Origin of the sequence: Longimicrobium sp. (assembly GCF_036387355.1) — a bacterium.
In the GTDB taxonomy this organism is placed as follows: domain Bacteria; phylum Gemmatimonadota; class Gemmatimonadetes; order Longimicrobiales; family Longimicrobiaceae; genus Longimicrobium.
Genome location: NZ_DASVTX010000003.1, coordinates 1 through 12,965, shown reverse-complemented (window position 1 = coordinate 12,965; position 12,965 = coordinate 1). Strand labels below are relative to the sequence as shown.

Here is a 12,965-nt window from a genome sequence, read left to right as displayed (position 1 = left end):
CGGAAAGCGTGACACAGACGACCTCACGCCCTTGTGTATCAAAGACGCCTATTCTCCCGACATCGCCCTCCTATGTGGGTATGGATCTGGAGGTGTACTTCAACGCCATCTGTACGGACGAGGTAGACGTCGTGGCGTCAGGCGGAACGAGGATCTTCAAGTTCGACCTGCAAAGTGGCGCTTACCAGGAACTTCCATGGTCAGAGCCGATCGACGAACTATACAATCCAATGCTCCGAGAGGACGGGATCGAGTTCGCCGCTGATCGGAGGGCGATCCGGCACACGACAGCTCTCGAGTGGAGACTGGAACCCGCGGGGCTATGGACTGACAGTTTCCGGCGGCTGTACGGCACATCCTCGGACGCGCCGACGACGTGCCGGTCGCAATTCCGGTCGCTGCTGAACAACAGCCTGATCCTCGATGCTGCCCCATGCCGCGTCGGCGTTCTGGGATTCAGCGCAGTCCGGGCACGGGATCACTGAGCGGGATCCCGTCGGCGTCGGAATCGCAGGAACCGCTCGCCACGGGGTGCCGTGGCGAGCGGTTTTGTACGGAGAGATCGAGCGCAAAGTGCTTGGTCGGCGGTGAAACGCCACATCCCCGCCCCGGACGGTGCCGGAGCGGGGATGCCTGCGTTCAGCATACAAACGCGATCAGGGGCCTTCCGGGAGCCGCATGCAGGTGGAGCGCAGAAGGTCGCGCTCGCCGCCCTCGGCCTCGTTCGCGCGGGCGAGGCACTCCTCACGGTTCTGGATGGCGGGCTCCGCGGGGGCGGGCGGCGGCGCCCCATCGGCCTCCGGAGCGACCCCGGCCTGCCGCAGCGCCTCCTCGCGCACGGAATCGGAATGCGCCCGCACGGCGGCGGCGGCCACGGCGGAATCTTCCCCCTCCATCCGCATGGGATCGTACCCCTGCTCCGCGACGGCCTCGTCATCCGCCCCGCGGGCGCGATCTTCCGTGCCGCCACACGCACCGGCCGCGAACGCCGTCGCCAGTAGCGCCAGGACGGCGATCCGCGGATACGGGCGCATCACAGCCGTTCCAGCACGCCTTCCACCAGCGCGGTCAGGTGCGGCTCCGCACGCCCGGCCACGGCGATGATCTGCGCGATGTTGGCCGGCTCCAGCGCGTCCGGCAGGCACTGGTCGGTGATGATGGAAATGCCCAGCACGCGCATGCCGCCGTGCACCGCCACAATCACCTCGGGGACGGTGCTCATCCCCACCACGTCGGCGCCCATGCCGCGCAGCATGCGGTACTCCGCGCGCGTCTCCAGGTTGGGTCCGGGAACGGCCACGTACACGCCGCGCCGCAGGGTAATGCCGCGGTCCAGCGCCACCTCCACCGCCAGCCGCCGCAGCCCCTCGTCGTACGGCGCGGACATGTCGGGAAAGCGCGGCCCCAGCTCGTCCACGTTCGCACCGATGAGCGGGTTGTCGCCCAGCATGTTGATGTGGTCGGCGATCAGCATCAGGTCGCCGGGGCCCCACAGCGGATTCATTCCCCCGCACGCGTTGCTGACGACCAGCGTCTCCGCGCCGAGCGCGCGCATGACCCGCACGGGAAAAGCGACCTGCTGCAGGGTGTAGCCCTCGTAAGCGTGAAAGCGGCCCTGCATGGCTACCACCGGCTGCCCGCCGAGCGTGCCCAGAAGCAGCCGTCCCTTGTGCGTCTCCACGGTGGAGAGCGGAAAGCCGGGGATCTGCTCGTACGGGATGGAGGTCTGCACCTCCATGCGCTCCGCCAGCCCGCCCAGCCCGGTGCCCAGAATGAGCGCCACGCGCGGCTGGAGGTCGCTCTGCGCGCGGATGGCCTCCACCGCGCGCCGGATCTGCTCCATGACGTCCACCGGTCAGCCCGCCTGCGAATCGGAGTCTTCGAAGTCGTCGCCGCGCCCCAGCGTGGGCGTGCGTTCCTCCTCCTGCTCCAGCTCGTGCTGCTGGCGTTCCAGCAGCGTGCGAAAGATGCGCAGAAAGCGCACGCGCTGGCCCTGGATGCGGCGCAGCGCCTCCACCGCCTGCGTGGCCTGCCGGCGCGCCTCACCCACGATGCGCTCCGCTTCGGCACGGGCCTCGCGCAGCACCAGGTCGGCCTCGCGGGCGGCCTGCTCGCGCATTTCCTCGCGGAGCTGCTGGGCAGAGACGAGCGCCTCGTTCATGGCGCGCTCGCGGTCGCGGTAGGCGGACATCGCGTCCGTCATCCCCTCCACGCGCGCGCTCAGCGTCATGCTTTCGCGCACGAGCTCTTCCATGCGGGCCGAGACGGTTTCCAGAAAGTCGTCCACGGACGCGGGATCGTAGCCGCGAACGACGCGCCGGAAGTCGCCCTTCTTTTTCTTTACGTCCAGGGGCGTCAGGTCGATCATGTCCCGCGGTCTCCAAACAGGGTCGAGCCGACGCGGACCAGGGTGCTTCCCTCTTCCACGGCGGCCTCGTAGTCGTTGCTCATTCCCATCGACAGCTCGCGCCCGAACCCGGGAATCTGGCGCGCGGCATCTTCGCACAGCAGGCGCGCGGCGGCAAAGGTGCGGCGCACCACGCCGTCGTCGCCGGTAAACGGCGCCATGGTCATCATTCCCCGAAGCCGTAGCCCGGGGAGCGCGGCCATGGCGGCGGCGGCTTCCAGCGCCTCGTGCGCGGCGAGGCCGAACTTGCTTTCCTCGCCGCTGGTGTTCACCTGCACCAGCGCGTTCACCTCCACCCCGGCCCGCACCGCCTCGCGCGAAAGCTCCTGCGCCAGCCGGAGCGAATCCAGCGAATGGATCAGGTCCGCCAGGGCGACGGCGCGCGCGGCCTTGTTGCGCTGCAGGTGGCCGATCAGGTGCCAGCGCACGGCGCCGCGACCGATGTCCGCGACCTTGTCGTCCATCTCCTGCACGCGGTTCTCGCCCACGTCGGCGAGCCCGGCGGCAATGGCGGCGCGGACCGTTTCGGCCGGGTGCGTCTTGGTGACGGCTACCAGGGTGACCGGGTCCGGGCGTCCCGCCCGTGCGCGCGCCCGCTCGATCCCGTCGCGCACGCGTGCCACGCGCTCGGCAAGCAGATGAGGGTCCATGGGACGATTGTATCCCCCCACCCCCGCGGAAGCAACAACGGAGCGGCGGAAGGGGCGAGTCCGGCGGGCCAGCGGAGAGGATCCAGGCACAACGGATGGTGGCGCGTCCGCGGCCGGGGCCCTCACCCGGCTCGCTAAAGCTCGCCACCCTCTCCCACGAACAGATGTGGGAGAGGGGGCACACACCAGTCCGGCGCAGAGGCGGAGGTCGGCGCGGATCGCCGGAACTCGTGCCCGGCGGTTGAAACCGCGCCTTGAAACACACAAAGTCCGCCTGCGCGGACTGCACCCGCTGCATCGGGGCCGCGCATCCGCACCTGGGCATCCGCCGGATTGGTAAAAGCCCCGACTCGTGGCCGCTGTCGCGACCACGAGTTGGGGCTTACCGCTTCAGAGCGGCGGATTCATCCGCTCAGGGAGGCCGGGGCCCGCGCGTGGGTCCCTCCCCGTGCGAACTGCGCATAGAGCGGGGGGAAACTACAGTGGGGCTGCCGCCGGGTGCCGCGTGCAGGTGAAGTCCCCCCGTCTGTTTGGGGGGACTTTCCGCTGTTGTTGCGGCGACTTCAGTCGCTCAGCCTGGAGCCGGGCCATCTCTGCTGCTCCACACCAAAGACGCCGCCCCACCAACCCTCTGGGAGCCGCCGTGCAGCCCGCGTTGCACACCGCGGTTGCACTCATCCGCCCCGGCGAACACCTGCGTGCGCCTGGCGCCTCAGTAGCTCGCGATGTCCTCGGGGGCAACGCCGAGGCGTTCCGCAATGCGGGCCAGCGTGGCTTGACGCGGCTGGTCAGTTTCGCCGCGCTCAATGCGGGCGATCTGCTTGGGCGAGATGCCGGGAAAGTCGGCTCGCGACAGCCCCTTTTGCAGCCTCAGCCGGCGCAGTGCCGCGCCGAAGGAGGCGTCGCTCTCGGCCAGGTCGCGCCGCGCCTGCCGCCGGAAGTCCGCATCGAACTCGTACAGGATCGCGGTGGCGGACGCCTCGTACTCGCCCAGCTGCACGGACGTCCCGTAGTCGACCACCGCAAAGCGAGCGAAGTCCGGCGCGGTCCCATCGCCCGAGGGGGTGAACCACGCCGTGGGCACCAGCAGCGGCGGCAGGGACAGATCGGCGCGGTGCAGCAGCACCACTCCGTCATCGAGGTCCACGGTCCCGCCGATGAACAGCCGGTCGCGCTCGGGCGAGGTGAGCGCACACAGCAGTTCATCAAAGGGGAGCAGGCTGGCCTCGTCGCCCACGATGACGCTGCGGAACCGCGCGCGCAGAACGGCCTCGCGACCCTCGTTCACGGCGTCGAGCAGTACCAGCCGGTGGTCGCCGCGCATGTCGTCAGCGAACTCCACCAGCGGCTTGAGCGACGTGCCGTGGCCGGCGACCCAGCAGGTGGGCCGGCGCCCGCCACGCTCCAACGCGGCGCGCACCTCCTGCGGGCGCACATGGCGGCAGCGGGTCCCGGCGCGCAGCGCGGCACTCTCAGGCCCCAGCAGAAGAACGTCATCCATCATCGGCTCCCGACGAAACAGGGTTGTGCGGATACTTGCGGTCCCACTCCTCGATGAGGACGGGAAACGCGCTGGTGACGATCGTGAGGAGCGTATCGGGCACCTCGGACGGGGGCGGTCGCCGGTCCAGGAACCGGCCGTCCCGCAACCCCAGCCTCCAGGTGCGCTCGCGGCGGCGGATGGTGACGTGCGGCGGCTCCACACGTTCCTTTTCCGCGATCCTCACTCGCCAGCCGGACTGCTTCCATTCGATGGGCAACGGAAGGGCAAAGGGCATCGGGTGATCTGAAGGAGTTGGCCCTCAGAATATGTCCCTTTCACCCAATATACGCAACGGGGACATTTTCGGCCAGAGGCGTGCATTCCCTGATCCGCCGCCGGCCAGCGGCACCGCCCCACAACCCGCATGGATGCTCCTGTTTCGTCGGAAAGCGGCGGAAATGGACGAGCCGAATCGCGGGTCACAGCCGGGGATCGCGACACTTGACTTCTGGAATCCTGGAAATAGATTCCATAATCATGGAAACGGAATCCGATCTGAACATGCGTCTTGCGGCCCGCCTGCGGGAGCTTCGGACAGACCACGGGCTCACGCTGGAGGTGCTGGCGGCGCGCGCGGGCGTGAGCCGCTCGGCCATCTCGATCATTGAGCGGGGCGAGAGCAGCCCCACGGCCGCGGTGCTGGACAGGCTCGCCGCGGCGCTCGGGGTCACGCTCGCCTCCCTGTTTGCCGAGGAGGCGCGGGAGGGCGCGTCGCCGGTGTCGCGCCGCGCCGCCCAGGTGACGTGGCGCGATCCGGAAACCGGCTACCTGCGCCGCAACCTTTCGCCCCCGGGGTTTCCGTCGCCCATCGAGCTGGTGGAGATCATTCTGCCCGGCGGGGCGCGCGTCGCGTACGACACGCCGGGAACGCGCGCCGTCGGCGTCAGCCAGCAGGTGTGGGTGATGGAGGGGCGCATCGAGCTGTCTGTCGGCGAGGCCACGCACAGGCTGGAAGCCGGCGACTGCCTCGCGATGCGGCTCGATGCGCCGGTCGCCTTCCGCAACCCCACGCGGCGCGAGGCGCGGTACGTCGTCGCACTCGCGGCAGACGCGGTCCGCCGTGGGAGCGCGCGATGAACGACAGTGCATCCATCCGGCGCGTCGGCTCGTCGGAAGCGGAAACGCGCATCTCCGCCCTCGCGAGCGTGCTCCTGGACTGCGTGGAGGACGGCGCGTCCGTGGGCTTCATGGCGCCGCTCGAACGCGCGAAGGCCGAGGCGTTCTGGCGGCGCGTGGCGGCGGGCGTTGCGGCGGGCGACCGCGTTCTGCTCGTCGCGGAGGACCGGGCGAGCGGCGAGATCCTGGGAACCGTGCAGGTGCTGCTCGGCCTGCCGGAGAACCAGCCGCATCGCGCGGACGTGGCCAAGATGCTCGTCCGCCGCTCCGCGCGGCGGCGGGGGCTGGGCGCCGGGCTCATGCGTGCGGCGGCCCAGGCGGCGCGCGGCGCGGGCCGAACGCTGCTGGTGCTGGACACCGTGACCGGGAGCGACGCCGAGCGGCTGTACCAGAGCCTGGGATGGGTGCGCGTGGGCGTCGTTCCCGGGTACGCGCTCATGCCGGACGGGGCGCCCTGCGACACGACCTTCTTCTACCTGCCGCTGCCCGCGGGCTGACGGGCGGGCTCCCGGCGCTCCAGCGCCGCGCGGTCCACGCCCAGGCGGTCCGCCTCGCGCCTCGACCGCTTGGAGTAGCGCGCCATCAGCGGGGTGACGGAGATGCCGTGCGCCACGGCGGACACCGCGACGGTGGCCAGCACCAGCGCCGCCACGCTGCGGCTGAACTGCTCCGGCAGGCCGTGCTGCATGGCGTACGTGAGGTAGTAGACCGACCCGATCCCCCGGATGCCGAACCAGGCGATCAGCCCGCGCTGCATGGGCGTGCTGCGCGAGCCCAGCAGCCCCACGTACACGGAAAGCGGGCGGATGACCAGAAAGAGCAGCGGGATGAACCAGAACGCGACACCCGGGAGGAAGTTCCACGAGATCATCCCGCCCAGCAGCAGAACGACCGCGACCTCGCCGATGCGCTCCAGCTGCTCGGTAAAGCCCAGGGCGGCCTGCGCCATGTAGGCCGGCGCTTTGGCCTTGTCCGTCGCCGCCTCCTCCGACTGGGCGAACTGCGCGGCCATCGCCACGTCGTCCGGCGGCTCCTCGCCGTCCGCCTCCGTGCGCTCAATGCGGCGCAGCGCCAGCCCCGCGGCAAAGACCGCCAGAAAACCGTATCCCTTCAGCATCAGCGCCACGCCGTACGCCAGCGCGATCAGCCCCAGCGCCAGAAAGTCGTCCAGCCCCACGGCCTCACGGTGCTCGCGGCGCAGGTACAGCACCAGCCGCCCGGTCGCCGTCCCCAGAAGCGCGCCCACCCCCAGCCCGGCCACCACCGCCCACACCAGGTCGATTGCGAACCACCGCCAGCCGAACTCCCCGATCTCGTGCAGCCCCAGCAGGCCCAGGCCCAGCATGATGAAGGGGAACGCGGTGCCGTCGTTGAGCCCCGCCTCGCCGGTAAGGCCGAAGCGCAGCCGGTCGCCGTCCGTGGGATGGGTGACCTGCACGTCGGAGGCGAGCACCGGGTCCGTGGGCGCCAGAATGCCACCCAGCAGAACGGCCGCGCCCACGGGCAGGCCCATCGCCGTTACGCCCACGAGGGTGACGAGGCCGACGGTGACGGTCATGGAGACGGTGGCCAGGCGCACGGGAAGGATCCACCGGCCGTCGCGCAGCGGCGTGCGCAGCTTGAGGCCCGCCGCAAAGAGCGAGACCAGGACCGCGACCTCCGTTACACGCTCCCACATGGCGGACTGCGAGTAGATGTCCACCTGCAGCAGCCCCGCCACCTGCGGCCCGAGCGCGAAGCCGGCGGCCAGGTACAGCATGGAAGTGGAGAGCGGAAGCCGGCGCAGCACGGAGCGCGAAAGCGCCATCGCCACAAGGAGCACGCCGATGAGGACGAACCAGATCGCTCCCTTCATTCTCTCGGAGGTACGGGGGGCTCAGGAGTGAGCCGGGCCGGGAAAGCAAGAAACAAACCTTGGACAGCAGCTACACTGCTGCACCTTGTCCCCGCAGAAAAACGGGCGATCCGTCCGAGGATCGCCCGCATGTTCGAATGAGGTGTCTACGACGCCCGCTCAGTCCGCGCTCAGCGTCCCCGGCGGCGCGGTGAGCTGGGCGGTGCCCTGCCCCAGCATGAGCTGAAGCTGGTCGGGCGTAAGGCTGCGGTGCAGCGTACCTCCCTGCGCCAGCGAGATCGCGCCCGTTTCCTCCGAGACGACCACGACCAGCGCGTCCGTTTCTTCGGAGAGGCCCAGCGCGGCGCGGTGGCGGGTACCGAGCGACCGGTCCGTGACGGGCGACTGCGTGAGGGGCAGAATGACGCCCGCGCCCACGATCTGGTCGCCGCGGATCACGGCCGCGCCGTCGTGCAGCAGCGAGTAGGGCGTAAAGATGTTCAGCAGGAGCGCGTCGGACACGCGGGCCTGCAGCGGCGTGCCCGTCTCCACGTACTCGCCCAGCCCCATCTCGCGCTCGATGGCGATGATGGCACCGATCTTCCCGCGCGCCATCTCCTCCGCCGCCTGCGTCACCTCTTCCGCCACCTGCGTCTGCTCCAGCCTGCTGAACACGCGCAGAATGCGGTTCTGCCCCAACTGGGCCAGCGCGCTGCGAAGCTCCGGCTGAAAGACGATGAGCGCGGCGATCACGCCGAACTCGAACACGCGCTCCAGCAGGTATTCCAGCAGCGACAGGTTCAGCACGCGCGCGGCGCCGTACAGCGCCACGATGGCGAAGATGCCCAGCAGCATCTGCAGCGCGCGCGTCCCCGCCAGCACCAGCAGCACGCGGTACACGACCCAGGAGACGATCAGAATCTCCACCAGGTCGCGCCAGTCCGGCGCCAGAAAGCCGAAGCGCTCCACCAGCGTGTTCATGGCGCCGCCTCCCCGGCGCGGAACACGGCGTCCGCCACGTCCAGCGCCTGCCGCGCGCCGCGCACGTCGTGCACGCGGAACAGGCGGGCGCCCCGCGCGAGCCCGGCCACGCACGCGCCCACCGTACCCGCGTCGCGCGCGTCCGCGGGAACGCCACCCAGCAGCGCCCCGATGAACGCCTTGCGCGACGCGCCCAGCAGCACGGGCAGGCCGAGCGCGTCACGCAGCCGCCCGATCCCCACGATCAGTTCCAGGTTCTGCGCCGGCGTCTTGGCGAACCCGATCCCCGGGTCCGCGACGATGCGCTCACGCCCGATCCCCGCCGCGTCCGCCACGGCGAGCGACCGGGCGAGCTCCGCCGCCACGTCATCCACTACGTCCGCGTAGTCGGTGAGCGACTGCATGGTCTGCGGGGTGCCGCGCATGTGCATCAGCACCAGGCCGGCGCCGGCCCGGGCCACCACGCCGGCCATCTCACCGTCCGCCAGCCCCGACACGTCGTTCACGATCTCCGCCCCGGCCTGCAGCGCCGCGCGGGCCACGGAGGCGCGGCGGGTGTCCACGCTCAGCGGAACGCCGAGTTCCCCCGCAAGGGCGCGCAGGACGGGGACGACGCGCGCCTCCTCCTCGTCCGGCGTCACGGGGACCGCGCCCGGCCGCGTGCTCTCGCCGCCCAGGTCAATGACGTCCGCACCTTCCGCCACCATGCGGCGGGCGCGCTCCACCGCTGCGGCGGGGTGCAGGAACTGGCCGCCGTCGCTGAAGCTGTCCGGCGTCAGGTTCAGGATCCCCATCACAACCGGCCGGCCGAGCGGCACCGCGCGGCTGCGCAGCGCCCACGACGCCCCGGCGGGGGGCGCGTGGTGCGTAGCGGGCGCGGCGGGCGGATGGGTGTGCATCCCGCGAAAGTATCGAACGCAAAAGCGCGAAGGCAAGCGGGAGGGGAGGGGAAGTGCGGAGTGCGGAGTGCGGAGAACTGAAGTGCCAAGTGCTCAGTGCCAAGTGCTCAGTGCCCAGGAGCAGAGGCCCACGTCGGACAACGCGCCCGGTACTCTCGTACTCTCGTACTTTCGTACTCTCGTACTTCAGTTACGCACTCAGCACTCCGCACTCAGCACTCAGCACTCAGCACTAAAAAACGCCCGGCGCCGCACTGGGCACCGGGCACTTGGCACTTCGCACTTCGCACTTCCCTTTCCTCTTACGCCAGCCTCGGCGTGAGCCCTTCCACCCCGCCGCTGGGCTTGGGGTGGCGCTCCGGCAGCGTGGGAACGTCCGCCAGGTCCGGCGGGCCGGGCTCCGGCAGCGGCTGCAGCGGAGGAAGAACGCGCCCTTCCGCGAGCGCCACCACCTCGTCGCGCGTCAGCGTTTCGCGCTCCAGCAGCGCGTTGGCGATGGCGTGCAGGGAGCTCTCGTGCTCGCGCAGCGTCACGCGGGCGGCATCCAGCGCCTCGTTCAGCACGCGCGCCACTTCGGCATCCACCAGCTCCGCCGTCTTTTCCGACACCTCGCGGCGCGAGCCCAGGTCGCGGCCCAGAAAGACCTCCTGCTCGCTTTCCGCGATGGCCACCGGGCCCACCGCCTCGGAAAGCCCCCACTGCGTTACGTAGCGCCGCGCGATGCGCGTGGCCTGCTGAATGTCGCCCGAGGCGCCCGTGGTCACGCGGTCGTTGCCAAAGATCAGCTCCTCGGCCGCGCGGCCTCCGTACGTCATCACCAGGTTGGCCTTGAGCTGCCGCCGGGTGATGGACACGCGGTCGTCTTCCGGCAGCGTGAACGCCATGCCCAGCGCGCGGCCGCGGGGAATGATGGTGACCTTGTGCAGCGGATCGTTGCCCGGCACCACCACCGTGCACAGCGCATGGCCGGCCTCGTGGTACGCGGTGAGCCGGCGCTCCTCGTCCTTCATCACGTAGGACCGGCGCTCGGCGCCCATCATCACCTTGTCCTTGGCGTCCTCAAAGTCCGCCATGAACACCTTGTCGCGCCCCCGGCGCGCGGCCAGCAGCGCGGCCTCGTTCACCAGGTTGGCCAGGTCGGCGCCGGCCATTCCCGGCGTGCCCCGGGCAATGACGCCCACGTCCACGTCGGCGCCCAGCGGCACCTTCTTCATGTGCACCTTCAGGATCCCCTCGCGGCCGCGCAGGTCCGGCGCATCGACGACGATCTGCCGGTCAAAGCGGCCCGGGCGCAGCAGCGCGGGGTCCAGCACGTCCGGCCGGTTGGTGGCGGCGATCAGAATGACGCCGTCGTTCCCCTCGAAGCCGTCCATTTCCACGAGCAGCTGGTTCAGCGTCTGCTCGCGCTCGTCGTGCCCGCCGCCCAGCCCGGCGCCGCGGTGGCGGCCCACGGCGTCGATCTCGTCGATGAAGATGATGCACGGCGCGTGCGCCTTGCCCTGCTCGAACAGGTCGCGCACGCGGCTGGCGCCCACGCCCACGAACATCTCCACGAAATCGGAGCCCGACATGCTGAAGAACGGGCGCCCCGCCTCACCCGCCACCGCGCGGGCCAGCAGCGTCTTGCCCGTTCCCGGCGGGCCCACCAGGAGCGCGCCCTTGGGAATGCGCCCGCCCAGCCGGCTGAACTTCTTGGGATCCTTGAGGAACTCCACGATCTCCTGCAGGTCGGCCTTGGCCTCGTCCGCCCCGGCCACGTCGTCAAACGTGATCTTGGGCGTGTCGGCGTTGAGCATGCGCGCCTTGCTCTTGCCGAACTGAAAGGCCTTGTTGCCGCTGGCCTGCATCTGCCGCGTGATGAAGATGAAGAACGCGATGAAGAGCACCCAGGGCAGCGCCGTCATGATCACGGCGGCCACGCTGACGGGGGCCTCCGTGGCCGAGATGTGGGCACCGGACGATTCCAGAACCTTGATGAGCTCCTCGGAGTCCTTGACCGGCGCGCGCGTGCTGAAGCGGTGCACCTGCGTCTGCCCCACCATCATGGGCTGGCGCAGGTGGCCGCGCAGAATGGCGCCGTCGATGACCTGCACCGAATCCACGTTGCGGTTCTGCAGATGCCGCGTGAACTCGGTGTAGTCGATCGCCTTGACCCGCGCGCCCCGGGTGCTGGTGAGCTGCACCGTGGCGATGGAAAGCGCGATGAGCGCCATCCAGAAGAGAGACGTACGCGTGATGCGGCCCATTCTGGGCGGCTGCGGACGGGGCGTGCCCTTTTCTTCGTCTGCCATGACTGCGTCTTTCGTCGCGGGGCCGCCGGGGAGCGGCCCGCGTTCAAGATCGATGCGAACGGAACCGCCGCTTCAGGGCTGAATGACCCCGATGAACGGCAGGTTCCGGAAGTATTCCGAGTGGTCCAGCCCGTACCCGATCACGAACTCGTGCGGGCAGTCGAACCCCAGCCAGCGGGGCTCCATCACCAGGTCCTTGGCGATGTGCTTGTGCAGCAGGGCGCACACCTCCAGCGAGGCCGGGTTCTGCTCCTGCAGCCGCGGGAGCAGGCGGTTGAGTGTGGTGCCGCTGTCGACGATGTCCTCCACCAGAATGACGTGCTTGCCCTTGAGCTCCGACGAGGAGTCGTACAGCAGGCTCACGTCGCCACTGGTGACGGTGCCCGTTCCGTAACTGGAGGCGATCAGAAAATCCACCTCCATGGGCCGGGCGATCTCGCGCACCAGGTCGCTCAGAAAGATGAACGAGCCCTTGAGGGTGCCCAGTACGAGGAGTTCCTCGCCCTTGGGATAGGCCTCCGAGATTTCGCGCCCGATTTCCCGCACGCGCTCGGCGATCTGCTCGGTGCTGAACAGGATGCGCGAAAGGGGGCGTCCGCCGGTGCGGGCCAGGGTAAGCTCGGTGTCAGGCATCGGAGATCGAAAGGGTGATGGCCGGCTCGCCGGGCCGGGGCCCGGCGTCTGCCGCGGCGGCCACGCCGGCCACCCACAGCACGGTCCCGTGCGCGTCCACCAGCACGGGCACGGCGAGACGCGCCCGCAGGGGCACGCGCGCCTCGCCGAAAAGCTTCTTGAGCGTACGCGTTCCGCCGTGTGTGCGAATGCGGTCGCCGGGCAACCACGCCCGCAGCAGCAGCGGAAGGCGGGCGCCGCTCACCCGCACGGTCCAGCACGAACCGGGCAGCGCATCCCCGCCGGATCCCCACCGCGCGGTGCGCCGCACGCCTCCGAGCGTCACCTCGCCGTGCCCCGCCGCGGCGGCAAGGGACAAGGGCGCATCGGGCGGCGGAGGGGGCCGCGGGGCCTCGCGCTCCACTCGTGCCGTGCCGAACTCGGTGGTGATGCGCACGCCGCCGGGGAGCCGCAGGGTGCGCCCGCTCTGTGCACGAGTGATAAACTCAAGCGCCAGGCGGGTTCCCGCGCGGTCCGGCGCGGCGCCCGCCCGGCGCAGCAGCCGCCGCAGCAGGCGCGCGGCGACGGGCCAATCATAAGCCGCAAAGCGGTCGCGAACAAGCAGCAGCGCG

15 protein-coding genes are annotated in these 12,965 nt (G+C 70.2%); 3 read left to right on the top strand and 12 right to left on the bottom strand.

The features are described 5' to 3' along the window. Positions 1–485, top strand: a 485-nt coding sequence (locus tag VF665_RS00230) for a hypothetical protein (RefSeq protein ID WP_331051383.1), incomplete at its 5' end; no start/stop codon positions are given. 171 nt (positions 486–656) lie between these two features. Here the strand turns inward: VF665_RS00230 and VF665_RS00225 are convergent. The 6 genes from VF665_RS00225 to VF665_RS00200 form a co-directional block, all read right to left on the bottom strand. Beyond that, entirely contained in the window at positions 657–1,034 is a 378-nt protein-coding gene (locus VF665_RS00225) for a hypothetical protein (RefSeq protein WP_331051382.1), read from the bottom strand. Beyond that, on the bottom strand, positions 1,034–1,843 hold the full coding sequence (locus VF665_RS00220; RefSeq protein ID WP_331051381.1) for a purine-nucleoside phosphorylase: 810 nt from the start codon (positions 1,841–1,843) through the stop codon (positions 1,034–1,036). Before VF665_RS00220 ends, VF665_RS00225 begins: the two co-directional genes overlap by 1 nt. A gap of 12 nt (positions 1,844–1,855) precedes the next feature. Then, the gene (locus tag VF665_RS00215) at positions 1,856–2,368 is read right to left on the bottom strand and encodes a DivIVA domain-containing protein (RefSeq protein WP_331051380.1); all 513 of its coding nucleotides are present in this window, start codon (positions 2,366–2,368) and stop codon (positions 1,856–1,858) included. Further along, entirely contained in the window at positions 2,365–3,057 is a 693-nt protein-coding gene (locus VF665_RS00210; RefSeq protein WP_331051379.1) for a YggS family pyridoxal phosphate-dependent enzyme, read from the bottom strand. The genes VF665_RS00215 and VF665_RS00210 overlap by 4 nt, the downstream gene beginning before the upstream one ends. Positions 3,058–3,769: 712 nt before the next feature. After that, on the bottom strand, positions 3,770–4,558 hold the full coding sequence (locus VF665_RS00205) for a helix-turn-helix transcriptional regulator (protein ID WP_331051378.1): 789 nt from the start codon (positions 4,556–4,558) through the stop codon (positions 3,770–3,772). Next, on the bottom strand, positions 4,551–4,784 hold the full coding sequence (locus tag VF665_RS00200; RefSeq protein ID WP_331051377.1) for a hypothetical protein: 234 nt from the start codon (positions 4,782–4,784) through the stop codon (positions 4,551–4,553). Before VF665_RS00200 ends, VF665_RS00205 begins: the two co-directional genes overlap by 8 nt. Positions 4,785–5,101: 317 nt before the next feature. Between VF665_RS00200 and VF665_RS00195 the strand changes: the two genes are divergently transcribed. Next, positions 5,102–5,677 carry an XRE family transcriptional regulator gene (locus VF665_RS00195; protein WP_331051376.1) on the top strand — a complete coding sequence of 192 codons (576 nt, stop codon included), beginning with the start codon at positions 5,102–5,104 and terminating at the stop codon, positions 5,675–5,677. Continuing rightward, a complete protein-coding gene (locus VF665_RS00190) occupies positions 5,674–6,213 on the top strand; it encodes a GNAT family N-acetyltransferase (protein ID WP_331051375.1) in 540 nt (179 codons plus the stop codon). The genes VF665_RS00195 and VF665_RS00190 overlap by 4 nt, the downstream gene beginning before the upstream one ends. Here the strand turns inward: VF665_RS00190 and VF665_RS00185 are convergent. The 6 genes from VF665_RS00185 to tilS form a co-directional block, all read right to left on the bottom strand. Further along, positions 6,189–7,571 (bottom strand): sodium:proton antiporter, encoded by a 1,383-nt coding sequence (locus VF665_RS00185; RefSeq protein ID WP_331051374.1) that lies wholly within the window; start codon positions 7,569–7,571, stop codon positions 6,189–6,191. The genes VF665_RS00190 and VF665_RS00185 overlap by 25 nt on opposite strands. 159 nt (positions 7,572–7,730) lie before the next feature. Further along, entirely contained in the window at positions 7,731–8,531 is an 801-nt protein-coding gene (cdaA, locus tag VF665_RS00180; protein ID WP_331051373.1) for a diadenylate cyclase CdaA, read from the bottom strand. Then, positions 8,528–9,430 (bottom strand): dihydropteroate synthase, encoded by a 903-nt coding sequence (folP, locus tag VF665_RS00175; protein WP_331051372.1) that lies wholly within the window; start codon positions 9,428–9,430, stop codon positions 8,528–8,530. The genes cdaA and folP overlap by 4 nt, the downstream gene beginning before the upstream one ends. A gap of 302 nt (positions 9,431–9,732) precedes the next feature. After that, a complete protein-coding gene (ftsH, locus tag VF665_RS00170) occupies positions 9,733–11,676 on the bottom strand; it encodes an ATP-dependent zinc metalloprotease FtsH (RefSeq protein WP_414677860.1) in 1,944 nt (647 codons plus the stop codon). 117 nt (positions 11,677–11,793) lie between these two features. Beyond that, the gene (gene hpt / locus VF665_RS00165; RefSeq protein WP_331051370.1) at positions 11,794–12,354 is read right to left on the bottom strand and encodes a hypoxanthine phosphoribosyltransferase; all 561 of its coding nucleotides are present in this window, start codon (positions 12,352–12,354) and stop codon (positions 11,794–11,796) included. After that, positions 12,347–12,965, bottom strand: a 619-nt coding sequence (gene tilS, locus VF665_RS00160; RefSeq protein WP_331051369.1) for a tRNA lysidine(34) synthetase TilS, incomplete at its 5' end; no start/stop codon positions are given. The genes tilS and hpt, both read right to left, overlap by 8 nt.